This is a genomic window from Arthrobacter sp. UYEF36, from assembly GCF_040547025.1.
Lineage (GTDB): Bacteria > Actinomycetota > Actinomycetes > Actinomycetales > Micrococcaceae > Arthrobacter.
The window spans coordinates 166,815-189,892 of sequence record NZ_JBEPOX010000007.1; the positions used below are offsets into that span (position 1 = coordinate 166,815).

21 protein-coding genes and 1 pseudogene are annotated in these 23,078 nt (G+C 68.2%); 9 read left to right on the forward strand and 13 right to left on the reverse strand.

What is annotated here, in order from left to right:
* Positions 1-26 precede the first annotated feature (26 nt).
* Positions 27-1,820 (reverse strand): glycoside hydrolase family 15 protein, encoded by a 1,794-nt coding sequence (locus tag ABIB29_RS12340; RefSeq protein ID WP_354173092.1) that lies wholly within the window; start codon positions 1,818-1,820, stop codon positions 27-29.
* 47 nt (positions 1,821-1,867) lie between these two features.
* On the opposite strand from ABIB29_RS12340, the gene ABIB29_RS12345 reads away from it, so the two are divergent.
* The 4 genes and pseudogenes from ABIB29_RS12345 (at position 1,868) to ABIB29_RS12360 (ending at position 6,574) form a co-directional block, all read left to right on the forward strand.
* On the forward strand, positions 1,868-2,749 hold the full coding sequence (locus ABIB29_RS12345) for an aldo/keto reductase (RefSeq protein ID WP_354173093.1): 882 nt from the start codon (positions 1,868-1,870) through the stop codon (positions 2,747-2,749).
* A 28-nt stretch (positions 2,750-2,777) separates the two neighbouring features.
* Positions 2,778-3,534: pseudogene (locus ABIB29_RS12350) on the forward strand (DUF72 domain-containing protein).
* A 59-nt stretch (positions 3,535-3,593) separates the two neighbouring features.
* Entirely contained in the window at positions 3,594-4,664 is a 1,071-nt protein-coding gene (locus ABIB29_RS12355) for an App1 family protein phosphatidate phosphatase (RefSeq protein WP_354173094.1), read from the forward strand.
* Positions 4,665-4,735: 71 nt separating this feature from the next.
* Positions 4,736-6,574 carry an HNH endonuclease signature motif containing protein gene (locus ABIB29_RS12360; protein ID WP_354173095.1) on the forward strand — a complete coding sequence of 613 codons (1,839 nt, stop codon included), beginning with the start codon at positions 4,736-4,738 and terminating at the stop codon, positions 6,572-6,574.
* Here the strand turns inward: ABIB29_RS12360 and ABIB29_RS12365 are convergent.
* From ABIB29_RS12365 to ABIB29_RS12375, 3 genes are all read right to left on the reverse strand, one after another.
* On the reverse strand, positions 6,571-8,127 hold the full coding sequence (locus ABIB29_RS12365; protein ID WP_354173096.1) for a GH1 family beta-glucosidase: 1,557 nt from the start codon (positions 8,125-8,127) through the stop codon (positions 6,571-6,573). The two genes, ABIB29_RS12360 and ABIB29_RS12365, sit on opposite strands and share 4 nt — an antisense overlap.
* Positions 8,128-8,351: 224 nt before the next feature.
* Positions 8,352-8,693 carry an MmcQ/YjbR family DNA-binding protein gene (locus ABIB29_RS12370; protein ID WP_354173097.1) on the reverse strand — a complete coding sequence of 114 codons (342 nt, stop codon included), beginning with the start codon at positions 8,691-8,693 and terminating at the stop codon, positions 8,352-8,354.
* A gap of 54 nt (positions 8,694-8,747) precedes the next feature.
* Entirely contained in the window at positions 8,748-9,530 is a 783-nt protein-coding gene (locus tag ABIB29_RS12375) for a phosphatase PAP2 family protein (RefSeq protein WP_354173098.1), read from the reverse strand.
* Positions 9,531-9,652: 122 nt separating this feature from the next.
* Here ABIB29_RS12375 and ABIB29_RS12380 point away from each other — a divergent pair, with 122 nt between their 5' ends.
* Positions 9,653-10,759: a DNA alkylation repair protein gene (locus ABIB29_RS12380; protein ID WP_354173099.1), complete on the forward strand. Its 1,107-nt coding sequence runs from the start codon at positions 9,653-9,655 to the stop codon at positions 10,757-10,759.
* A 93-nt stretch (positions 10,760-10,852) separates the two neighbouring features.
* Positions 10,853-11,062, forward strand: coding sequence for a hypothetical protein (locus tag ABIB29_RS12385; protein WP_354173100.1), 210 nt, complete (start codon positions 10,853-10,855; stop codon positions 11,060-11,062).
* A 155-nt stretch (positions 11,063-11,217) separates the two neighbouring features.
* Here ABIB29_RS12385 and manD read toward each other — a convergent pair whose 3' ends face one another.
* The 7 genes from manD to ABIB29_RS12420 form a co-directional block, all read right to left on the reverse strand.
* On the reverse strand, positions 11,218-12,447 hold the full coding sequence (gene manD, locus ABIB29_RS12390; protein WP_354173101.1) for a D-mannonate dehydratase ManD: 1,230 nt from the start codon (positions 12,445-12,447) through the stop codon (positions 11,218-11,220).
* Positions 12,448-12,523: 76 nt separating this feature from the next.
* Entirely contained in the window at positions 12,524-13,537 is a 1,014-nt protein-coding gene (locus ABIB29_RS12395; RefSeq protein ID WP_354173102.1) for a sugar kinase, read from the reverse strand.
* Entirely contained in the window at positions 13,534-14,220 is a 687-nt protein-coding gene (locus tag ABIB29_RS12400) for a bifunctional 4-hydroxy-2-oxoglutarate aldolase/2-dehydro-3-deoxy-phosphogluconate aldolase (RefSeq protein ID WP_354173103.1), read from the reverse strand. Before ABIB29_RS12400 ends, ABIB29_RS12395 begins: the two co-directional genes overlap by 4 nt.
* Positions 14,221-14,225: 5 nt before the next feature.
* Positions 14,226-15,374 (reverse strand): galactonate dehydratase, encoded by a 1,149-nt coding sequence (gene dgoD, locus ABIB29_RS12405; protein ID WP_354173104.1) that lies wholly within the window; start codon positions 15,372-15,374, stop codon positions 14,226-14,228.
* Between the two features lie 7 nt (positions 15,375-15,381).
* Entirely contained in the window at positions 15,382-16,266 is an 885-nt protein-coding gene (locus tag ABIB29_RS12410) for a carbohydrate ABC transporter permease (RefSeq protein WP_354173105.1), read from the reverse strand.
* A complete protein-coding gene (locus ABIB29_RS12415; RefSeq protein WP_354173106.1) occupies positions 16,263-17,216 on the reverse strand; it encodes a carbohydrate ABC transporter permease in 954 nt (317 codons plus the stop codon). The genes ABIB29_RS12410 and ABIB29_RS12415 overlap by 4 nt, the downstream gene beginning before the upstream one ends.
* 112 nt (positions 17,217-17,328) lie before the next feature.
* Positions 17,329-18,624, reverse strand: a complete 1,296-nt coding sequence (locus ABIB29_RS12420; protein ID WP_354173107.1) for an ABC transporter substrate-binding protein — start codon at positions 18,622-18,624, stop codon at positions 17,329-17,331.
* 139 nt (positions 18,625-18,763) lie between these two features.
* On the opposite strand from ABIB29_RS12420, the gene ABIB29_RS12425 reads away from it, so the two are divergent.
* Positions 18,764-19,606 (forward strand): FadR/GntR family transcriptional regulator, encoded by an 843-nt coding sequence (locus ABIB29_RS12425; protein WP_354173108.1) that lies wholly within the window; start codon positions 18,764-18,766, stop codon positions 19,604-19,606.
* A 26-nt stretch (positions 19,607-19,632) separates the two neighbouring features.
* Here the strand turns inward: ABIB29_RS12425 and ABIB29_RS12430 are convergent, their stop codons facing one another.
* Positions 19,633-20,664, reverse strand: coding sequence for an aldo/keto reductase (locus ABIB29_RS12430; protein ID WP_354173109.1), 1,032 nt, complete (start codon positions 20,662-20,664; stop codon positions 19,633-19,635).
* Positions 20,665-20,675: 11 nt separating this feature from the next.
* Entirely contained in the window at positions 20,676-21,548 is an 873-nt protein-coding gene (locus tag ABIB29_RS12435) for an NAD-dependent epimerase/dehydratase family protein (protein WP_354173110.1), read from the reverse strand.
* Between the two features lie 191 nt (positions 21,549-21,739).
* Between ABIB29_RS12435 and ABIB29_RS12440 the strand changes: the two genes are divergently transcribed.
* Together ABIB29_RS12440 and ABIB29_RS12445 are read left to right on the forward strand one after the other, a co-directional pair.
* Complete coding sequence (locus ABIB29_RS12440; protein ID WP_354173111.1) at positions 21,740-22,204, forward strand: universal stress protein; 465 nt, start codon at positions 21,740-21,742, stop codon at positions 22,202-22,204.
* The gene (locus ABIB29_RS12445; RefSeq protein WP_354173112.1) at positions 22,201-23,076 is read left to right on the forward strand and encodes a hypothetical protein; all 876 of its coding nucleotides are present in this window, start codon (positions 22,201-22,203) and stop codon (positions 23,074-23,076) included. The genes ABIB29_RS12440 and ABIB29_RS12445 overlap by 4 nt, the downstream gene beginning before the upstream one ends.
* Positions 23,077-23,078 lie beyond the last annotated feature (2 nt).

Sequence of the window (23,078 nt, forward strand, 5' to 3'; positions counted from 1 at the left end):
GCATCGCGCCGGCCCGGCTTGGCGAATCAGCGCCCCGGGGTCGGTGAGTCACTGCGGCGCACGCCGTCTTCATGCAGTTCCAGGGCGCTCATCACAAGGGCAAAATGGCTGAACGCCTGCGGCGTATTTCCCAACTGCCTTCCGGCCTCAATGCTCCATTCCTCGCTGAGGAGCCCGACGTCGTTGCGCAGCGCCAGCAGCCGCTCGAACAGCTCCCGGGCCTCGTGGTGCCGGCCCGCTCCCAGGAGCGCCTCGACCAGCCAGAACGAACAGGCGAGGAACACTCCCTCCCCTCCGGGCACCCCGTCGTCGCATTCTTCCGGCTTGTAGCGGCGCAGGAAGCCGTCATGGGTGAGTTCCCGCTGGACGGCGACGATCGTTCCGATCACGCGCGGGTCATCCGGGGCGAGGAACCCGACGCGCGGGATGAGCAGCAGGCTCGCATCGAGCTCGGGCCGGCCGTAGGACTGCACGAAGGTGTTTCTGTCGGCATCGAACCCCTTGGCCATGACGTCGGCGCGGATCGTGTCCCGGAGCTCCTCCCAGCGGTCCGCGGGGCCGGGCAGGCCGAAATCCCGGACGCCCTTGACCATCCGATCGGCCGCCACCCACGCCATCACCTTGGAATGGGTGAAGTGCCTTCGCGGTCCGCGCATCTCCCAGAGCCCGTTGTCGGGCCGGTCCCAGGCAGTCTCCAGGTGGTCCATCAGGGCAAGCTGCACGTCCCAGGCTTCGTCGGTGCTGGTAAGCAACGAATTCCGGGTCAGGGACAGGCAGTCCAGCACCTCGCCCCAGACATCGAGTTGAAGCTGGCCGGCCGCGGCGTTCCCGATCCGGACCGGGGCGGAACCCTCGTACCCCCGCAACCAGGGGAGTTCCGCCTCGGGCAGGCGGCGCTCCCCATGGATGCCGTACATGATCTGCAGATCCTTGGGATCTCCCGCCACTGCCCGCAGCAGCCAGTCGCGCCAGGCGGCGGCCTCCTCCGTGTACCCGGCCGCCAGCAGCGCCTGGAGTGTCAAGGTGGCGTCACGGAGCCAGCAGAATCGGTAGTCCCAGTTCCGTTCGCCACCCAGCTCCTCCGGCAAGGAGGTCGTCACGGCCGCCACGATCCCTCCGGTGGGCGCGAACGTGAGCGCCTTCAACGTAATCAGCGAGCGCTGCACGGCCGAGCGGTAGGGCCCGGTGACCGTGCACTTGGCAGTCCAGTGCCGCCAGAATTCCTCCGTCGATGCCAGGACCCGTTCGGGGTCCACGGCGCGCGGACGGTCCAGATGACTCGGCGCCCAGGTCAACACGAACGGCACCCGGTCCCCCGCTTTGACGGTGAAGTCGCTGATGGTACGCAGTCGCTCGCCCCGGAGCGGGGCCTCGGTCACAAGGTACGCGGCATCCGGACCGGCGATCGCGTGGATCCCGTGATCGTCGTGGCGGACCCACGGGACAATGTGGCCGTAATCGAAACGCAGGACCAGTTCACCGCGCATCCTGACCGTGCCGCGGATGCCCACGACGATGCGCACGATGTCCGCCACGGCGTCGCGGGGCGGCATGAAGTCAATGACCTTGACCTTTCCGGAGGGCGTCTCCCACTCGGTTTCCAAAATGAGCGTTCCCTTGCGGTAGTGCCTTCGGGTGCATTCGCCGCCGCCCTCCGGCGCCAGCAGCCAGCGCCCGGCCCGGGGAGTGTCCAGCAAGGCGTTGAAGCAGGCCGGCGAGTCGAAGCGAGGCAGGCAGAGCCAGTCGATCGAACCCTCGGTGCTGATCAGGGCGCCGGTATGCAGATCGCCGACCAGTGCGTAATCCTCAATGCGAGCCATGGGACATACAGTGCCACACCGGATTCCCCCGGTACTAGGATCCTTAGATGCTGAAACGGAACTTCGGAACAACGCCCCTGCAGGTCTCCGCCCTTGGATTCGGCGCCGGACACATCGGCTATGACGGCGTCACGGAAGGTGAGGCGCACGCACTTCTGGACCGGGCCCTGGACCTCGGCATTAACTTCATCGACACGGCGCGCGGCTACGGCCTGTCCGAAGAGCGGATCGGCCGCTGGCTTCCGGCGCACCGCGACGAGGTGGTGCTTTCCACCAAGGTTGGCTACGGCGTCGTGGGCGCCACGGACTGGAGCGCCGCCGCGGTGACTTGCGGCGTGGACGAGGCGTTGCAGACCTTGGGCACGGACGTGATCGACGTCGTCTTCCTGCACTCGTGTCCCCTCACCGTGCTGGAACGCGGGGATGCCGTGGAGGCGCTGCTTTCCTGTGTCGAGGCCGGCAAAGTCCGGGTGCCCGGCTACAGCGGCGAGAACGAGGCGCTCGCGTGGGCGGCGGGCGCCGGGGTCTTCGGAGCGGTCCAGTCCTCGGTGAACCTGGCGGACCAGCGCTCGCTGCGCGAGGTGCTGCCGGAGGCCTCCCGGAGGGGGCTCGGCGTCGTGGCCAAACGTCCGCTCGCCAATGCGCCCTGGCGCCACAGCGAACGCCCGGTCGGCGCCTACGGCGAAACGTACTGGCAGCGGCTTCGCAAGCTGGGGTTGGAGCCTGAGTCCGACGACTGGCAGGGAACGGCCCTGCGGTTCTCTGCCTTCACGCCCGGGGTGAGCACCGCGATCGTGGGGACCTCCCGGGCCGTGAACCTTGAGGCCGCGGCTGCCGCCGTCGCGCGCGGACCGCTGCCGGACGCCGAGCGGATGCGGTGGGTGCAGGCCTTCGCCCCGCACGCCGGCGAGTGGGCCGGGGAAGTCTAGGGTACGGCAGGCCGGGAAAGGGGACGGGATGGACCACGGCGCAACCCAGCACGGGACAGTTCACATTGGCACCAGCGGTTGGAGCTATGACCACTGGGAGAACGTGCTCTACCCGCCGGGACTGCCGGCGCGGGAGCGGCTGGCGCACTACGCGGCCCGTTTCACCACGGTGGAACTCAATGCCAGCTTCTACCGGTGGCCGCGGGACACGTCCTTCGCCAGCTGGCGCCGGCGGCTTCCGCCCGGGTTCCTGCTGTCCGTCAAGGCCCCCCCGCGGATTGACGCATGGGAAAAAGCTTTACTCCCCGGAGGTCTGGATTGAGCGGATCGCCCGCTGCTGGCACGAACTTGGTGAGAAACGGGCCGTGTTGCTGGTCCAGCTGCCGCCGGGTTTCGCGCGGGACGACGCGCGGCTGGCGTACTTCCTGACGGCGCTGCCCGACTGGATCCGGGTCAGCGTGGAGTTCCGCCACACCAGCTGGGACGCGCCCGAGGTCTACACGCTGCTGGAGCGGCACGGCGCCGCGTACTGCGTCATGAGCGGCGCGGGACTCCCGTGCGTCCTCCGTGCCACCGCACCTTTCGTCTACCTCCGGCTCCATGGCCCGGACTGGGAGCACCTTTACGGCGGCTCCTACTCGGACGATGAGCTGCGCTGGTGGGCGGACCGGATCCGTGAATGGCAGGCGGCCGGCAAGGAAGTCTTTGTATATTTCAACAACGACGGCGGCGGGAACGCTGTGCGTAACGCCGTGGCGCTGCGGGATCTGCTGGGCGCCGCCTGAACCGTGGCGTTTCCGGACACAGTCCGCGCCGGGACGGGCCCTTGTGGGAGAGTGGAGGCATGGAATTGGCGTCACAGGAATTTCCCCGACAGCAACCAGTCACCGGCAACCGGGCGTTTCGCCTGGCACACTGGGTCTCGGACACCGTTAATCGTGCCCGCCTGAAGGCCGCACGGCGCTGGGACTTTGTCCCTACGACCGTCGCCTACCAAGGCTACGGTTCCACGACTTGGGTGCGGGTGCTCGGCCGGGTAGTACTGACCAGCGGGCCCCACCCCGGCAGCCGGACAGAGCAGGCCGCGCAGAACGGCAACCAGAACATCCGCGGCTGGCGGGCGTTCACGTCCGTCCCGATCGAGTACTCCGAGGTGGAGATCGAGATCGGCGGGGTAACTGCCCGCGTGCATGCGGACCGCGGAGGACTCGTGGACACCGTCGTGCAGGTGGAGCTCACCCCGGGCTGGCACACCGCGGTGCTGCGCGCCGAGGGGACCGAGCCTGCCACCGCAAAGATTTTCGTCATTGCCCCCGACACCAAGCTCGGGATCGTTTCCGACATCGATGACACAATCATGGTTACCGCTCTCCCCCGTCCCTTCCTTGCGCTTTGGAACACCTTTGTGCTCAACGAGCGCGCCCGGATGGCGACGCCCGGGATGGCCGTGCTGATGGACCGGCTCAAGGTGGAGCACCCGGAGGCCCCGGTGATTTACCTGTCCACCGGGCCGTGGAACGCCGCCCCCACCCTGGCGCGCTTCATCACCCGGAACATGTACCCCTCCGGCGCCCTGCTGCTCACCGACTGGGGCCTCACCCATGACCGCTGGTTCCGCAGCGGCCAGGAGCACAAGCGCCGCAATCTGGAGCTGCTCGCCGAGGAGTTCCCGAACATGCGTTGGTTGCTCTTCGGGGACAACGGACAGCACGACGAAGCGATCTACTCAGACTTCGCCCAGCAGCACGGCGAGCGGGTGGCCGCCATCGGCATCCGGCAGCTCTCCGCCAGCGAAGCCGTCCTGGCCGGCGGCCACTCGGAAACCGGGGACCACACAGGCTCCAACGTTCCGTGGGTCTACTCCCCCGACGGTGCAGGCATGGCGAAAACCCTGCAGGAGCTGGAGATTCTCTAAGCGCCCACCGGACGACGGCGGGCGCTGCAACCGCACCAGGAATTGTCAGAGGCTCCCCATAGGCTATGAGTGTGGATAGCACACCATGGAGTGCGGACAACAGGGCGGCTCTGGAGGCCCTGGAGGCTGTCGCCGCGTCCGTTGCTGCGCTTGCTGCTTTCATCGGCTCCGGCGCGGATCACACTGATCCTTCGCAAGACGCTGATCCGTTGCGGGACGCTGACCCGTTGCGGGAGCTGGCGGATGCTTGCCTGGGCGGGCTCGGGGAGTTGGCCCGGATGGACGCCCGGAGCGCGGCGCTGAAGGTTTGGCTGACCGCGGACTACGCGGAGGCGGCCCGGGCGCTGGCGTCCCCGGCAGCGTCCCCGCACGACCGCGCCGTTCAGGAGATGGCCCTGGTCGCCGAGGTCGCGTGCGCTCTGACGGTCAGCGAACACGCCGCCGGTGCCCTGCTGGGCGAGAGCCAGGCCCTGACGACATCGCTGCCCTTGACCCTGGGAGCTTTGCAGGCCGGGACGATCTCCTGGGCCCACGCCCGGATCATGGTCGACGAAACCAGCAACCTGGACCCGGCCGGGGCGTCCACGCTGGAGGCGCACTTCCTGGACCCCGACGCGCCCCACCCGGCCCGCGGCTGCCCGGCCGGGGACCTCGTTCCGGGACGGTTCCGCGCCAAGGCCCGCACATGGCGCGAACGCCACCACCCGGTCAGCATCGAAAAACGCCACACCAAGTGCGCTGCAGACCGGCGGATCGAATACTGCCCGGACCGTGACGGGATGGCCTGGCTCTCCGCCTACCTCCCGGCCGACACCGCCGCGGGGATCTGGGAACGGACCACCGCCGCCGCCCGCGCCCTCCAGGGCCCGGACGAGCCCCGGACCCTGACCCAGCTCCGCGCCGACGTCGCCGCCACCTTGCTCCTGAGCACCGGGACCGGCGGCGCCGGCACCGGCACCGACGCCGGCACCAATGCCGATGCCGATGACAACGGCGGGTGCGGGGGTGTGCCGGTCCCGCGGGCGCAGGTCCTGGTCACCGTCCCGGTCCTGTCCCTCCTCGGCGCCGGGGAGGAACCCGCGACCCTGGACGGGTACGGGCCGATCCCGCCGTCGATGGCGCGGGCCCTGGTCGCCGACGGTGCGGTTTCCTTCTACCGGGTCCTGACGGACCCGCGTGACGGGGCGCCGCTGGAAATCGGCCGGACCAGCTACCGGCTCACGAAGGCTATGCGCCACTGGCTCCGGCTCCGCGACGGCCGATGCCCGTTCCCGGGCTGTAACAACCACTCGTTGGACAACGAGGCCGACCATCTCCTGGCCTGGGCCGACGGCGGCACCACCGGGATCACCAACCTCGGACAGCCGTGCCGCAAGCACCACCGCCTCAAACACAGCTCCTCCTGGACACCATCCGGGGCCAGCAAACACAAACCGCCGGGCTGGACCTCACCGACAGGACGGCACTACCCCAGCGAACAGCAGGACTGGGAACCACCCGACTGGCCGCCCTACATCCCGGTCACCGACACACTCCCGGACCCAGGCCCGCCCGCAAAGCCGGGCTGGGATCCCGATCCGGACCTGCCCGCGGATCCAGGCTGGGACCCCGATCTGGACCTGCCCGCGGATCCGGGCTGGGTTCCCGATCTGGACCTGCCCGCGGATCCGGGCTGGGTTCCCGATCTGGACCTGCCCGCGGACCCCGGCCGGGATCCCAATCTGGAACTGCCCCCGGATCCCGGCCGGGATCCCAATCTGGAACTGCCCGCGGATCCTTTCACAGACTGGTACTTAAGCACGGCCGGGCACCATTGCCCTGCCGCTGACATCGAGGTTCCGTGCTGGCCAGAAGCCCCCGAGGATCCCCACCTCGAAGAACTCCCTCTCCTACATGTGATCTATTACTAGCCTGCCGGCTGGGGGCTGGCCGTGTCGGACGAGGCCGGGACGGCGACGGACGGGACCGGCGCGGCGCCGGCGTCGGCGCCGGTGTCAGCGTCGGGAGCCTCCGGGATGGCGCCCCGGTGCCGGGCGGTGAGGACTTCCTGCAGCCAGTAGAACGAGGCCTTCTTGGTGCGCTCCTGGGTCTCGCGATCCACGTGCAGCAGCCCGAATTGCTGCTTGTAGCCGCCCGACCATTCGAAGTTGTCCATCAGTGACCACACGTAGTAGCCGCGCAGCTCGACCGACTCTGCCGCGCCCCCTGGTGACGTCGCTTCGATGGCGGTGGCAATATGGTCCGCCAGATAGCGCACGCGGCGTTCGTCCGGGATGATCAGCCCGCCTTCCGGGTCCCGGATTTCAAGGTCTTCAAAGCTGGCCCCACCCTCAGTGATGTAGACCGGTGGAAGGTTCGGGTAGCGCTCAGCCGTTTCCGCGAGCGCGACCGTCATGTACTCCGGTTTGATGGGCCAGCCGTACGCGGTGGTCTCGGTGTCCGGGAACGAGACGATGTGGAACGGGGAGCCGGGAGCGGTGCCGCTCAGGTCATCGCCCATGGCCTCGGCCATGCCCTTGGGCACCGCGCCCTCGCCCGGGCCGGACGCCACGCGAGTCGGCATGTAGTAATTGAGCCCGTAGAAGTCCAGCGGCTGCGAGATCAGCTCCATGTCCTCACTCGACGGGCTGAAGGACGAGAAGAAGGTGGCGGCCCGGATGGTGTCCGGGTACTTGCCGAGCAGGACGGGGTCCGCGTAGAGCCGGTTCTGGGCCATGTCCATGAGACCGGCGCTGAGCTTGTCCAGCGGGTTGATCGAGGCGGGAACCATCGGCGAGTAGACGTTCGTGATCCCGATTTCGCCCGGCACGTTGGCGGCCCGGAGTGCCTGCATGGACAGCCCGTGGCCCAGCAGCTGGTGGTGGACGCTCGGCAGGGCCTTGAGCATGAGCGCTTCGCCCGGCGCGTGCATCCCCAGCATGTAGCCGTTGGTGCTGACCGTGGCGGGTTCGTTGACCGTCACCCAGCGGGTCACCCGGTCTCCGTACGCGGCCGCCGCGATTGCGGCGAACTCCCCCAGCCGGTAGGCCGTGTCCCGGTTCATCCAGCCGCCGGCCTCATCCAGCTCCAGCGGAGTGTCCCAGTGATACAGCGTGGCCATAGGTGCGATCCCGTTGGCCAGCAGCAGGTCGATCAGCCGGTCGTAGAAGTCGAGGCCCGCGGGATTGACCGGCCCGCTGCCGCCGGGCTGGATGCGTGACCAGGACAGGGAAAACCGGTAGGAGTCGACCCCGAGTTCTTTAATCAGGGCCACGTCTTCGGGCATCCGGTGGTAGTGATCGCACGCAACAGCGGGGCTATGGTCCCCCACGATCGCCCCGGGCCTGGCGGCGAAGTGGTCCCAGCCCGAGGGACCGCGCCCGTCCTCATCGAGGGCGCCTTCGATCTGGAAGGCGGCGGTCGCCACGCCCAGGGTGAAGCGCGGCGGCAGCAGGGCGGCCAAGTCCTTGGCGGATGCTTTCATCAGAGGAGTCCCCTATGTAGTTTCAGGCAGTTGACTGATTTTAGGCCGCGGCGCATCCCTGCGCCACGACCCGCGCCAGCGCGCCGGACCGGCCCCGGCCCGGAAGGGCTCCCGCAAAACCTCAGTACGCCGCGGATTCCGGCCCGAACAGGAATTCCTTGGCGTGCGCCACGGCCTTTTTGAACGCGTCCGCCCGCGGAAGCGGCGCTTCGTGGGCTTCCGGGTCAAGGAACGGGGCTGTGCCCGTGCCCCGCCGGGCCTGACCTCCGGCCCCCGGCGAGGCGGTGGGATTCCTCAAGGAGTTCGGCCAGTTCCTCGGCGCCGATCCGGTCCAGCCGCACCAGCACGAGCTGCGGTGAACGCTCGTGGTGCGGGGTCCAGAAAAAGGTGTCCGGGTCTGTTCCGGCGAGTGCTTCGCGTTCCTCGGTCTTGACCGTGAGCACGCCCTTTTCCCAGATTCGGGCCATCAGAGTGGCCGCGAACCAGGCGGGTTGCCCCCAGCTGGGCCGTTCAACCACACCCGGCAGGGCCAGCGCGGCGCGGCGGACATCCCCTTCGGTGGCCATGGCCCCACTGTGGCACCGCCGCCGGGGCGGGACAAGAGGGCTGCAGGCGGGGCGTTACGTCTGGCTGGTGTCGGCTTTGGAGAGCGTTCCGGTGATCTGCTCGCCGCGGATGCGGGCGGTCCGCCAGGTGTCCAGGGCGATCACGCCGCCGAGGATCACGAACGAGATGGACAGCGAGGCCATCGCGTCGGTCAGCCAGTGGTAGCCCAGGTAGAGCCGGCTGACCGCTGCGAAGAAGATCCCGACGCCGGCCAGCAGGAAGCCCGCGACGGCGGCCATGCGGTTGTCCCGGCGGGAGAAGACCAGGAAGGCACTGACCAGCAGGAAGTCGCAGGCGCCCAGGACGTGGCCGGACGGGAAGGAGAAAGTGAAATCGGCGCCGAAGAGCATAAGATCCACGGGCGGGCGCTGGCGCCCGATCGTGCGCCCGATGATCTGGGCAAGGATCACGCCGGTGACCATGGCGCCGGCCAGGAGCATCGGCCGCCAGGCGTGCTTGGCCAGCAGGCCCCAGGCCACCGTCACCACGAGGATGATGATCGGCAGGGCAACGGGGCCGAAAACGATCGCGAGGATGATCATGATCGTCGTGAGCGGTTCGGAGCGGAGGGTCAGGAGCCAGGAGCGGACCGGTTCGTCGCCTGCCGTGAGGCCGCCCTGCTGGAGGACACCGGCAAGGATCGAGACGAACAGCACTGTGCCCAGAATTATGAGGCCGACCGCGGTCCGGTAGAGGTTCTTCCGGTCCCGCTCGCTCATGTAACGTTCCTCCACGACGAACTTGTCGTGGAAAACCCGCCACCGTCCGGGCGATTTCCCGTTCGTGTCCTCTGCCATTCCCGTCTCCGCCTCTACGCCGCGTATGGACATTTCCTTCGTGAAGAATATCCCGGTTCCGGTGCCGCTGGGGCTCCGGGCGCCAGGGCGGCCCCGCGGCGCGCCCCCGGTAGCCTGAAGCAATGGGCGTTATGAATGAACTGATCAACCCGGGTGTCGTCCGTTCGCTGGAGCGGATCATCGCCGCAGCGTCGCCGGGCCGCAGCTTCCCCCGGCTCGCCGGAACGGCCGCGCACCTCGACGGACTGAGCCTGCGGGAACGCACCGACTTCCTGAGCCGCGCCCTGCTGGCTGACCTGCCGGGGGACTACGCCGGCGCCGCAGTCATCTTCCGCCGGGCGCTGGAGGATCCGGACTTCACCGGCTGGATGATCTGGCCCGTGACCGAGACAGCGGCCACCCTTGCTTTGGCCGGCCCGAAACGCGGCGAGTTCGGGGACTGCCTGGCGCTGCTCGCTGAGCTGACGCCGCGGCTCACCGCGGAATTCGCGATCCGGCGGCTCCTCGCGGCCGATCTGGACCGGGCACTGGCCGTCATTCAGGGCTGGACCTCCCATCCGGACTGGCAGGTCCGCCGGCTCGCCAGCGAGGGCACCCGGGCCTACCTGCCGTGGGCGATCCGCGTCCCGGAGATTACGGACCGGCCCGCCGCCACCCTGCCGATCCTCAATGCCCTGTACCGGGACCCGGTCGAGGACGTCCGGCGCTCGGTGGCCAACCACCTCAACGATCTGGCCCGCCACGCCCCTGACGAGGTGGTGGCCACGGCGGCCAGCTGGCTGGCCGCCCCGGACGCGAACACGCCCAGGGTGGTCCGGCACGGGCTGAGGACCCTGCTAAAGAAGGCCCACCCGGCGGCGCTGGAGCTGCTGGGGTTCCCGCCGGCGTCGCTCGCCGTGACTCCGCCGCGGCTGGACCGCACCGTCGTCGAGCTTCCCGGAGAGCTGGCCTTCGATTTTGAGGTGTCCAATACCGGGCCGGCGGACGCCCGGCTCGCCGTCGACTATGTGGTGCACTATGCCAAGGCGAACGACACCCTCGCGGAGAAGGTATTCAAGCTCGGAACGTCAGTCCTCGGGCCGGGCGAGTCCAGGAAATTTTCGAAGCGCCACGCCTTCCGCCAAATGACCACGCGGCGCCATCATGCGGGCGCGCATCTACTGGAACTGCAGGTCAACGGCGTGCGGTACGCGCCGACCGAATTTTTGGTCCGTACCGAGAACGTTTAGGGCGACCGCGGTGATTTGACGGGCCGATAAATATGACGTTATTGTCGCTTCAATCATTGGGGCCGACGAGTAATACCCAAGAAAGACAGAGCGATGACCACAGCAACCGAGTGCATTGATATCCAGGTCGACAGCCGTCAGGTCCTTGACGAACGGCTCGAGGACGCCGTCCGCGGGCTTCAGCAGATTGCCATGGAAACCGGTACGCAGGGCATCCTGCTCACCCGGCACAAGGCAGGCCACTACACGGCCGCGCTGTCCGACCAGGTCCCTTTCGGCATGACCCGGGAAATCATTAACTGAACCGGGCAAAGACTTAGGCGCCTGCCATAGGCACCTGCCTTCAGCGCAAAAAGCCAGGTCCCGGGCGGCGGAGCATCGACTCCCGCCCGGGACCTTCTTTGTGCCCTGCCCGGTCAGGATGGAACGGTCAGGCAAAAACGGTCAGGCAGAAACGGTCACCAGTCGTGGACCGTTCCGTCGACGAGGCGGTTGTAGGGCAGATAGGCCTGCTGGTACGGGAACGCGGCGGCGGCTTCGGCGTTGAACTCGACGCCGATGCCGGGCTTGTCGCCCGGGTGCAGGTAGCCGTCCACGAACGTCATCGACTGCTCGAAGACCGTGTTGGTCGCGTCGGAGTGCGGCATGTATTCCTGGATCCCGTAGTTGTGGATCGCCAGGCCCACGTGCAGCTGCGCGGCGAACCCGACAGGGGAGATATCCGTGGGGCCGTGGAAACCGGACTTGATCTGGTACTGCGCGGCGAAATCCATCACCTTCTTCAGCGGGGAGATGCCGCCGAAGTGCGTCGAGGCGGCCCGGACGTAGTCGATCAGCTGTTCCTTGATGATGGTCTGGAAGTCGTAGACGGTGTTGAAGATTTCCCCGATGGCCAGCGGGGTGGTGGTGTGCTGCCGGACCAGGCGCAGCGCCTCCTGGTTTTCGGCCGGGGTGCAGTCCTCCAGCCAGAACAGGTCATACGGCTCCAGCGCCTTGCCCAGCTTCGCGGCCTGGATCGGGGTCATCCGGTGGTGGCCGTCATGCAGCAGCGGCAGCTCCGGGCCGAACTCGTTCCGGACCGCCTCAAACACCGAAGGCAGATGCCGCAGGTACGCCCGGGTGTCCCAGTCCTCCTCCACCGGGAACGCGCCCCGGCCGGCGGGCTCGTAGTCGTACCGCTCCCCCGACGCCTGCGCCTGCGCGGCGACGCCGTACACGGCCTTGATCCCGGGCACCGCGGTCTGGATCCGGACGGACTTGTAGCCGAGCTCCAGGTGTTCCCGGACCGAGTCGAACAGCGACGGGATGTCCGCGCCCGAGGCGTGCCCGTAGGCGCGCAGCCCGTTCCGCGACGCCCCGCCCAACAGCTGGTACACCGGCATCCCGGCCATCTTGCCCTTAATGTCCCACAACGCCATGTCCACCGCGGCAATCGCGGCCATTGTCACCGGGCCCCGCCGCCAGTACGAGGACCGGTACAGGAACTGCCAGGTGTCCTCGATCCGGTGCGGATCCTTGCCGATCAGCAACTGCGCGACGTGTTCCTTGAGGTAGGCGGCGACCGCGAGCTCACGCCCGTTCAGGGTCGCATCCCCGATCCCGGTCACACCATCCTCGGTGGTAATCCGGAGGGTCACAAAATTACGGGACGGACTGGTCACGAAGACTTCCGCGGCAATGATTTTCACTTATGGTCCAGGCTTTCCGTGTTGGTCGAAATTCGGTCGAGGCGGTCGGTGGCCGTGCAGGCATCCGGACGGGGCCCTAGCGTTGGGTGGTGCCGCTGGGCGTGGTCCCGAGGAGGGCGAGTTCGCCCCGGCGGGGCAGGCCTTCCCAATCGCCGGCGGTACTGACGGCGAAGGCTCCCGCGAGGGCGCCGCGCCGCAGGCGGCCGGCCACGTCCTCGCCGTCGAGCAGGGAGGAGAGGTAGCCGGCGGTAAAGGCATCGCCGGCGCCCACGGTGTCGATGCTGGTCACGGGCACGGCGGGGGTTTCCCACCGGCCGGAGGAGGTGTGGACCCCGGCGCCGGCCGCGCCGCGCTTCACCACGACTTCCCGTACCCCGCGGTCCAGGAGTTCGGCGGCCATGGCCGTTTCGGCGTCGCCGGCCGGACCGGCACCGGCTTCGGGGCCGGCGGCGCCGCCGGAGGCGACCAGGCAGAGTTCGTCGTCGGAGGCGATCAGGATGCTGGCGTGCCGGGCCAGCGGGCTGAGGACGGCACGCGCCTCCTCCCGGGACCAGAGCTTGCTGCGGTAGTTGACGTCGAGGGAAACGTCCAGGCCTTCGCCGGCGGCGCGGGCCGCCGCATACTCGACGGCCCGCCGCGCCTCCTGGCTCAGGGCTGCGGTGATTCCGGTGAGGTGCAGGACCCGGGCGCCGCTCCGGAAGGCCGCGTCGACGTCGTCCCGGCTGAGCGTGGATCCGGCGGAACCGGCGCGGTAGTAGAAGGCGCGGGTGACGTCAGCGGTGCGCTGCTCGAGGAACATCACGCCGGTGCTCCGTCCGGCATCCTCGCGGTGGTGCACCGCGATGCCCTCGCCCCGCAGCTGCCGCAGGATGAACTCACCATGCGGGTCGGCGCCCACGACCCCGGCCCAGCCCACCCGGTGGCCGAGCCGTGCGACGCCGACGGCCACGTTCGACTCCGCACCGGCCACATGCATGCCCAGGGAGCCGCCGGCGGACAACGGCCCGGCGGAGCGCAGCGAGACCATCGACTCCCCGAAGGTCAGGAGCTCAGGAATCCCCGGGACGGGAAGCACAGGATCGGCAATCACCGCAGGCTCACCGCGGCGAGCCGGCGATCAAATTCGGTGGCGAGCGCCACGAACCCCCGGGCGCGCTCACGCACCGGAGCCAGGTCGCCGCCCGAGCCGGCGTCCCCGAAGAGCGGTCCGCCCAGGCCGACGGCGACGGCCCCTGCCTGCCAGTAGCCCGACGCCTCGTCGAGCCCCACGCCGCCGACGGCGATGAAGGGGATCCCGGGGAACGGGTCGCGCAGCGCCTTGAGGTAGCCGGGTCCGCCGATGGACGCGGGAAAGAGCTTGACCGCGGTGGCGCCGCGGGTCATCGCCTCGTAGGCCTCGGTGGGAGTCAGCGCCCCGGCCAGCACCGGGATGCCGCGGGCTGCGGCGGCCTCGATCGACTCGGCCAGCGCCGGCGTGACGATGAACTGGCCGCCGGCCTCAGCCACGTGCTCGACGTCCTGCGCGGTCAGCACGGTCCCGGCCCCGACGAAACAGCCGTCCGGGGCGGCCGCGCGGGCCTCCCGGATCGCCGCGAGGGCATCCGGTGTGGTCAACGCGATTTCGACGTAACGGAAGCCCTCCTCCATGACCGCGAGGGCCGCCTTCGCGGCGGCGCCGCCGTCGGTGCCGCGCACAATGGCGACCAACCGGGTCTGCCGGATTCCGGCCAGCAGGGCCTCCGGCGTCAAGTTTTTGTTGAACTCGTCTGTCATGTCATTCACCATTCTGCGAAGGCTCCGTCAGGGTGCCGCCAGATGGGCCCGCGCCAGGCGTGGCCACGCTTGTCCGCGGCACGGACCACGGCCTCGTCGATTTCGATACCAAGACCCGGGCCAGTCAGGCGTTCGATGTGGCCGTCCACGAACTTCAGCGGGGACTTGTCCACCACGTAGTCCAGGACTTCGGCGCCCTGGTTGTAGTGGATGCCGATGCTTTGCTCCTGGATCAGGAAATTCGGCGTCGCGAAGCCGACCTGCAGGCAGGCGGCCAGGGCCAGCGGTCCCAGCGGGCAGTGCGGGGCGAGCTGGACCTCGTAGATTTCCGCCAGCGAGGCGATTTTGCGGACCTCGGTGATGCCGCCGGCGTGCGAGAGGTCCGGCTGGGCCACGGCAATGCCGGCCTGCAGCGCGGGCAGGAATTCCTGCCGGCTGTACAGGCGCTCACCGGTGGAGACCGGCGTCGTGGTGGAGGAGGTGAATTCACGCAGCAGGTGCGTGTTTTCCGGCACCACGGGTTCTTCGAGGAAGAAGGGCCGGTAGGGTTCCAGCAGCGGCGCCACCCGCCGGGCGTTGGCCAGGCTGAAGCGGCCGTGGAAGTCGACCGCGACGTCCCGGTGGTCCCCGAGGACCTCGCGGGCGGCTGCGACGCGGCGGACGACGCCGTCGAGCTCCGCCACGGAGGCGATGGGGCTCATCCGGCCGCTGGCGTTCATCTTGACGGCGGTGAGCCCGACCTCCAGCTGCGCGCTGATCTGGTCGGCGACCTCGTTGGGTTCGTCCCCGCCCACCCAGCCGTACATCCGGATCCGGTCCCGGACGTGGCCGCCCAGGAGCTGGTGCACGGGGGTGTTGAAGTGTTTGCCGGCGATGTCCCACAGGGCCTGGTCCAGCCCGGACACGGCGCTGGCCAGGATCGGGCCGCCGCGGTAGAAGGAGCCTTTGGTCATTACCTGCCAGTGGTCCTCGATCCGCAGCGCATCGTTGCCGATGAGCAGCTCGGAGAGCTGGCCGACGGCGGTGCGGACCGTTTCGCTGCGGCCCTCGCAGCTGGCCTCGCCCCAGCCGACGATTCCGCTGTCGGTCTCGATCCGGACGAAGAGCCAGCGCGGGGCGACGAGGAAGGTTTCAATCCTGCTGATCTGTGTCATCGGTGGCCTAGCCCTTGGTCGCACCGGCGGTCATGCCGGAGACGATGTACTTCTGTGTGAAGAGCGCAATGATCATGATCGGGATGGTGACCACCGTGGCGGCGGCCATCAGTCCCCCCCAGTCGATGCTGGCGTAGGAGACGAAGTCGAAGATTGCGACCGGGAGGGTCTTGGTCTTGGAGCCGGAGAGCACCAGGGCAAACATGAAGTTGTTCCACGAGAAGATGAAGGACAGGATGCCTGCGGTGGCGATGCCGCCGACGGATAGCGGCAGGGTGATCCGCCGGAAGGCGCCGATCGGGGTGAGCCCGTCCACCTGCGCGGATTCCTCCAGTTCCAGCGGCATCGAGTCGAAGTAGCTCATCATGATGTAGACGATCAGCGGCAGGGCCACGAACATGTGGCTGAGGATCAGTACCTCGAAGCCGCCCACCATTCTCAGGTTGGAGAACACGTAGTACCAGGGCACCAGCAGGGAGACGCCCGGGATCACTCGTGCCATCAGCACCACCAGGGCCGAGCGGTGCATGGTGAACCGGCTCATCGCGTAGGCCGCCGGGACGCCCAGGACCAGGGAAAGGACCGTGGAGACGAAGGCGACCCAGAAGCTGTTGAAGATGAAGACGAAGTAGTTGTTGCGCTGCAGCACATTGGCGTAGTTCTCGCCCGTGGGGGTGAAGATGAACGACTTGCCGCTGTCGTAGATGTCCACGTTGGTCTTGAAGGACGCCAGCAGCATCCAGACCAGCGGGGCGACCAGGAAGAGTACGACGGCCACCAGGGCGAGGACCCTGAACAGTTTGTAGGCACGGTTTGCCAGCGGCTTCCGACGGCGCCGGGCCGGCTTGTTCGCGGCAGTGCGGCCGGTCTGGGATTCGGTCAGGACGGTCATTTGCTTACCGCTTTCTTGCGCATGGTCAGCAGCCACATGGAGCCGATGATGATCATGAAGAACAGGATCAGCACCGCTGAGGACAGCCCGTACTGGTTGTAGTCGAAGCTCAGGCCGTAGGCGTAGACGTTGAGGGTTTCGACTTCGTGGAACGACCCACCGCCCTTGCCCTTGGTGGCGTAGAGGATGTCGAAGGTCTTGAGCGCATCGATGCCCCGGAGCAGGATCGCGACGATCACGGTCGGCATCATGAGCGGCAGCGTGATGTAAAAGAAGCGCTGGAAGGAGTTGGCGCCGTCCACCCTGGCCGCTTCATCGGGTTCCTCAGACAGCGAGGTCAGGCCGGCGAGCAGGATCAGCACCACCATGGGGGTCCACTGCCACACATCCATGAAGATCGTGGTGCCCAGCGCCGTGTCCTGGCCGGAGAGCCAGGGCTGGGGCGGGATGCCGACCATGCCGAGCAACTGGTTGGCGAAGCCGATATTGGGATCGAAGATCAGCCGCCACATCATGCCGACGGCCACGGGAGTGGCGACGAGCGGCAGCAGGATGGCCACGCGGACCCACTTTTCGCCACGGAACGGGCGCCACAGCAGCAGTGCGATGCACATGCCCAGCACGATTTCGCAGACCAGCGCGACGCCGGTGAAGGTCAGGGTGCGGCCGACGGCCGGCCAGAAGCGTTCCCCGTCGGACAGGACCGTGAGGTAGTTTTCCAGGCCAACGAACTCGGAGGCGGCCCGGACGGAGCCCTGCGAATCGGTGAGGCTCAGGTAGAGCGTCCACGCCAGCGGGAAGACGATCAGGACACCGACGAAAATCATCGCTGGCGCAGCGAACAGCCACTTGCGGTGCCGGTTGGCCCAGGCGGAGAAGTTCTCACGGGCGCCGGGAGGGCGGCCGGCGCTACGGGCAGGCGCGCTGCGGGGAGGGGTCAATACAGACATGATTCACCTAAGGAGTTGGGGGTGAAGTGAAGTGCGTGCCGCGGCGGCACGGCTGCAGGGCTGCCGTCCCGCCGCGGCTGGGGTGCATCGGACGCGGAGCGCGCCGGGCGTGCTATTTCTTTTCGCTGTCCAGGAACGTCTGGAAGGCCTCGTGGGCCGTGTCGGCGGCGGCGGAAGCGTCTTCGCCGGTGATGGTCGCTACGATCGGGCCACCCACAATTTCGCGGGCCTTGCCGACCGTGACAACCTCGGGACGGTCGTGGCCGACGCCGTTCTTGGCGCTGACGGCGATGGCCTCGGCCAGGTCCGTCGGGTAGGTGGAGGTGCCGGCGGGGTCGGACCAGACAGAAGCACGGGGTCCGGGAACACCGGCCTTCTGGGCTTCCAGGGTGCGCTCCTTGCTGGTGGCCCACTGGATAAACTTCCAGGCGTTGTCCTGGTTGCCCGAGGCTTCGTTGACGGCAAGGCCCCACGACGGGATGTTGTACGGCTTGGAACCGGCCGGGCCGGCGGGCAGTGCGGCGAAGCCGACCGTGTCGGCGACCTTGGACTTGGCCGGGTCGGTGGCGTTCTTGTAGAGGGAGTCGGCTTCGGTGTAGAAGGCGGCCTTGCCCTGGGTGAAGATTGCCATCGCCTCGGGCCAGCTCATGTCGGTGCTGACGTTCGCCGGGCCGTAGTTCCGGATCAGGCCGCCGTAGTAGGCGTAGGCCTCCTTGGCGGCGTCGGAGTTGACGGCGGACTTGCCGTCGGCATCCGTGAAGTCGCCGCCGAAGCTGTAGAGGAAGCTGGAGAACTGGGTGACGGCGGCGGATTTGCCGGTGCGGGCCACGAAGCCGGCGGTGTCCGGGGAGGACTCCTTGATGGCCTTTGCTGCCGCTTCGAGCTCTTCCATGGTCTTGGGGACCTCCAGGCCGGCGGCCTGCAGCAGGTCCTTGCGGTAGTAGAGCACTTCGCGTTCGGTGATGATCGGGACACCGACCACCTTGCCGTCAGCCGTGGTGGCCTTGACCGGGCCCTCCTGGTAGTCCTTCCAGTCCCAGCCGGAGTCCGAGGACACCTTGGACGTCAGGTCGGCGAGGTAGCCGTTCTTGGCGAACGCCTTGCCTTCCTGCAGCGGTCGGTACATCATGACGTCGATCTCGTCGCTGCCGGCGTTGAGCTTGACGTTGTACTGGTCCGAGAGCTGGTCTTCGCCAAGCTGGGTCAGTTCGACCTTGAGGCCGCTGGACTTCTCGAATTCCGGAATGGCCGCCTTGATGCCTTCGGTCCAGACGTGGTTTGCCAGCGTGACCCGGACGGTGCCAGCGGCCTTGGCGTCGTCGCTGCCGCTGCCGCCGCTGCAGGCGGTCAGCCCCAGCGAGAGGGCGGCGGCCACGGCCGCGTACTGCATGATCGAACGTCGCTTCATTACGACTCCCTTGGTTTCAGGGCCGGCGGTGAACGCCCAGCCGGCTGCAAATGCATCTTTACATCTGCTCTGGAAGCGATCATAGATAAATAAAGCAGACTTAAACAACCCCTTGCGCGTCACCCGTATGATTTATTTTATGAAACCCCCAAAGGCGGAGTCCGCGGCTGACCTGCATTCCGTGCTGGTCCAAAACCTGGGACGCTCCATTGCCGAGGGGACCCTGGCACCGCACTCGATCCTGCGCCTGGACGAACTCGAGGCGCAGCACGGGGTGTCCCGTTCCGTGGTCCGGGAAGCCACCCGGGTTCTCTCCTCCAAGGGGATGCTGGAATCACGACGCCGGCTGGGCACGGTAGTGCAGCCGGAGGAGTCCTGGAATGCCTACGACCCGGAGGTGATCCGCTGGCGGCTCGCCTCCTCCAAACGGTTGGAGCAGCTGCAGGCACTCAACGAACTCCGCGGCGCGATCGAACCGCAGGCCGCCCGCCTCGCCGCCGAGCGCGCCTCCTGGGACGCCGGCAGCGACCTCGTCGCCCATGCCGCGCGGCTCTGGGCGGCGGGCCAGCGCGGGGAGAACGACGAATTCCTCCGGTTGGACATCCAGTTCCACGCCGCGGTGCTCAAGGCTTCCGGGAATCCCATGTTTGCCCAGCTGCACAACCTCGTCACCGAGGTCCTGACCGGGCGCACCGAACACGGCCTGATGCCACACCTGCCGGACCATGAGGCGCTTCAGCTGCACGTGGATGTGGCCAGCGCCATCCAGCGCGGCGAGGCGTACGCGGCCCACGCCGCGATGAGCCGGATTGTGGAGCAGTCCACCGAGGAGATGGGCGACATCTGGTCCCGCCACCAGCGGCCCGCCGCCCCCGCACCCGGACCTGCTCCTGCGCTTTCATCCGCCCCCGGCACACAGCCTGCGCCCGCCCCCGAGACGCAACGCGGGGTCACCTCGCGCCCATCCCCGGCGCTGGGATAGGCGCGAAATGACCCCGCGTTGCTTTGTTAGCGTCCGCCGGTGATCTTCCGGCTGCGCTGCTCCTGGGCCAGCGGCCCGTACGGGTAGACGCCGACGCGCGGCCGGCTCACCTCGCTCAGCCGCATCAGCTCCCCCTCGGTCAACAGGAGGTCCGCGGCCGCAAGGTTGTCGGCGAGCTGTTCCCTGCTGCGGGCACCCAGGATCACCGAGGTCACGGCCGGCTGTTCCGCCAGCCAGGCCAGGGACACCTGGGCGGCGCTTGCCTCGTGCCGTCCGGCGATGTCATGCACCGCCTCCACAATCTCCCAGGTGCGCGGATCCGCGTTCCGTCCCTTCCACGCCTCCATGCCGCGCTCCGGGTTTTCGCCAAGCCGGGTGGCGCCGGCGGGCGGCTGGTCCCGCTTGTATTTCCCGGAGAGCCAGCCCCCGCCCAGCGGCGACCAGGGCAGCAGCCCGATCCCGGCGTCGAGCGAGGCCGGAACAATCTCGGACTCGATCTCGCGGACCAGGAGGCTGTACTGCGGCTGCAGCGTCACGGGTCCGCTCCAGCCGTGGGCGCGGGCCACGTGGACGGCCTTGGTCAGCTGCCAGCCCAGGAAATTCGAGAAGCCGTAGTAGGCGATTTTCCCGCTGCAGACGGCGTCGTGCAGGAACCGCAGGGATTCCTCCAGCGGCGTGATCGGATCCCAGGCATGCAGCTGGTACAGGTCGATCTGCTCCACGCCGAGGCGGCGCAGCGAGTCATCCAGCGCGCGGTTCAGGTGCCGGCGGGAGGTGCCGACGTCGTTCGGAGCCTTTCCGGTCGGGAAGCGGCCCTTGGTCGCGAGCACCACGCGATCCCGGGCCTCCGGGCGCGCGGCGAGCCAGCGGCCAATGATCTCCTCCGAAACCCCCGCGGCGTAGACATCGGCGGTGTCGATGAAGTTGCCGCCCGCCGCGAGGTAGTCATCCAGGATCGCATGGGACTGTTCCCCGCTGGCTTCGGCGCCGAAAGTCATGGTGCCCAGCGCGAAGGTGGAGACGACGGCGCCGCTGGTGCCCAGGGTGCGGTACTGCATGGGACTCCTCTTCAGTCTTCGGTTGGAGTGGTGCGCAGCGGGTGGTAGTTCCGCCAGCTGTGCTCAGGGGCATAGCCCAGCAGCCGTTTGGCCTTGTCGATCGAGAGCAGGGTCTCGTGCTCTCCGAGCTCCTTGGCCACCGGCACGCCGGGGAACACCTCCGCCGCGAGGCTGGCGCTGGAGCGGCTCATCACCGTGTCCGCGTTGGCGATGATGAACGCCTCGAAACCCGGGGTGCCGTGCTCAAGGGCGCGGGCCACGGCCTGCGCGCCGTCCCGGCCGTCAATGTAGCCCCAGAGGTTCCACTTGCGCAGCCTGGCATCGGCATCGAAGCCGGGGAACTCCTCGTAGTCCTCCGGGTCCATCACGTTGGAGAAGCGCAGGCCGGTGATGCTCAGCTCCGGATCCCAGCGGGTGAGCTGGATCGCCATCTGTTCCTCGAGGTGCTTCACCAGGGAGTAGGTGCTTTCCGGCCGGGCCGGGTACTCCTCGTCCACCGGGATGTAGGGCGGGTCGACGTCGAACGGCAGTCCCAGCACCGTCTCGCTGGATGCGTAGACAATTTTCTTGATCCCGGCGCGGCGCGCCGCCTGGAACACGTTGTAGGTGGCCTGCATGTTGTTCTCGAAGGTTGCGGCGTCCGGGGCGTGGCCGGGCGCCGGGATCGCGGCCAGGTGCACCACCGCGTCGAACCCCGTGTGCCGGTCCTCAAGGCCCAGGAGCACGTCCACCACCTGGCCGTAGTCGCGCAGGTCCACCTCGGTAAACCCGCGCCCGCGGGTGCCGGTGCGGTCCAGGTTGGTGACCTCGTGCCCGTCCTCGCTCAGCCGCCGGACGACGCTCCGGCCCAGCTTTCCGCTTCCTCCGGTAACAGCAACTCTCATCAGTACTCCTCGCATCGTGGGGCGTGTGGGGTTTGTTCCACCCTAAAGGTGGGCGGGGGCGGTGCACACCCCCTGGCCGGTCCGCCCCCGAAACCGGAGCCCCCGCGGCAGGGTTCCATTTCGGCTGCGAGCGACTCCGCGCGTGACTTTTGGCCCTAGGCGCGGACGGGCGGACCGGTCAGGCTGGGGTCATGAAGGCTGATCAGCGGATAGTCGTGGGCGTGGACGGTTCGGATTTCTCGACGAAGGCACTCCGGCTCGCCGGGCGCATGGCTCGCAGCCTGGACGCGCCGCTGGAAGTCCTCACCTGCCTGGGCACCTCGGACCTGTTCCTGGCCTCGCACCTGCCCGAAGAGAGCACCCCCACCACCACCCAGCTCGAAGAGACGGCCAAACGGCTCGTCGACGAATCCCTGGAGCGTGCGTTCGGCGGCGACGTCCCGGCAGGCCTGACCCGGACCGTGAAGTTCGGCCCGCCGGCCAAGGTCCTGGTCGAGGCGAGCCGGGACGCCCAGCTCCTGGTGGTCGGCCGCCGCGGCCGCGGCGGCTTCCTGGCACAGATCATGGGATCGGTCAGCGGTGCCTGCGCGGCCCATGCCCACTGTCCGGTGCTGGTGGTCGGTGCCGACGAGGACAAACACCAGGCGAGGGAATGAACCGCAGCCGGTGGCCGGTGCTGGCCCTCTGGATCCTCACCGGTGCGCTGACCCTCCCCGCCGCGGTGACCGGGTTGCTGTTCCCGGAGATCTACCGGGGCGTCGTGGCAACGGAACTCCTGCCCGGCGCGGTGTCCCAGGACCTGATGTCCGCGGTCGCCGGCGCTGCCCTGCCGGTCCTGGCCTTCGCCGGGCGGCGGGGGCAACCCAGGGTGCAGCTCGTGGCGCTGGGAATCCTGGGCTACCTGTTTTACGCCTACGGCATCTACGCCATCGAGCGGACATACAACGGCTTCTACCTCGTCTATCTGGCCGTCTTTGCCCTGTCCTTCTGGGGGATGGTCTACACGGCACTGGAACTGCGGGCGGACGGACCGAGGCGGGCGCGGCTGGCGAAGGGCATCAGGGTGTTGTCCGCCTCCGGCGCGCTCCTGCAGCCGCTCATCTTCTATCCGCTGTGGATAGCCATGCTGCTGCCGCTGATGCGGACCGGCGATCAAATCGATTCGCTCTACTCCGTCTTCGTCCTTGACCTGTGCTTCATCATGCCGGCCTTCCTCATCCTCGCCGTCCTGACGTTCCGGGGCCGCTGGCCCGGGCTGGTGTTCATGCCCGCCCTGTACCTGCTCGGCTTCACACTGATCTTCTCCCTGGCTCTGGGGGAGCTGTTCAAGCCGATCTTTAACGTCCCTGTCTCCGCGTTGTCCCTGTGGTCCTCGGTACTGCTCTCTGCCTTCTTCCTGGTGCTGGGCGGGCTGCACTTCTGGAAGCTGGACCTGAATCCCGGCGGTGGCGCGGCGCTGCGCCACCGGACTCCCCCGGCCCGGACCGCGGATGCCGGCGCCGGCGCCGGCGCCAGCCCCGGAAAGTAGGA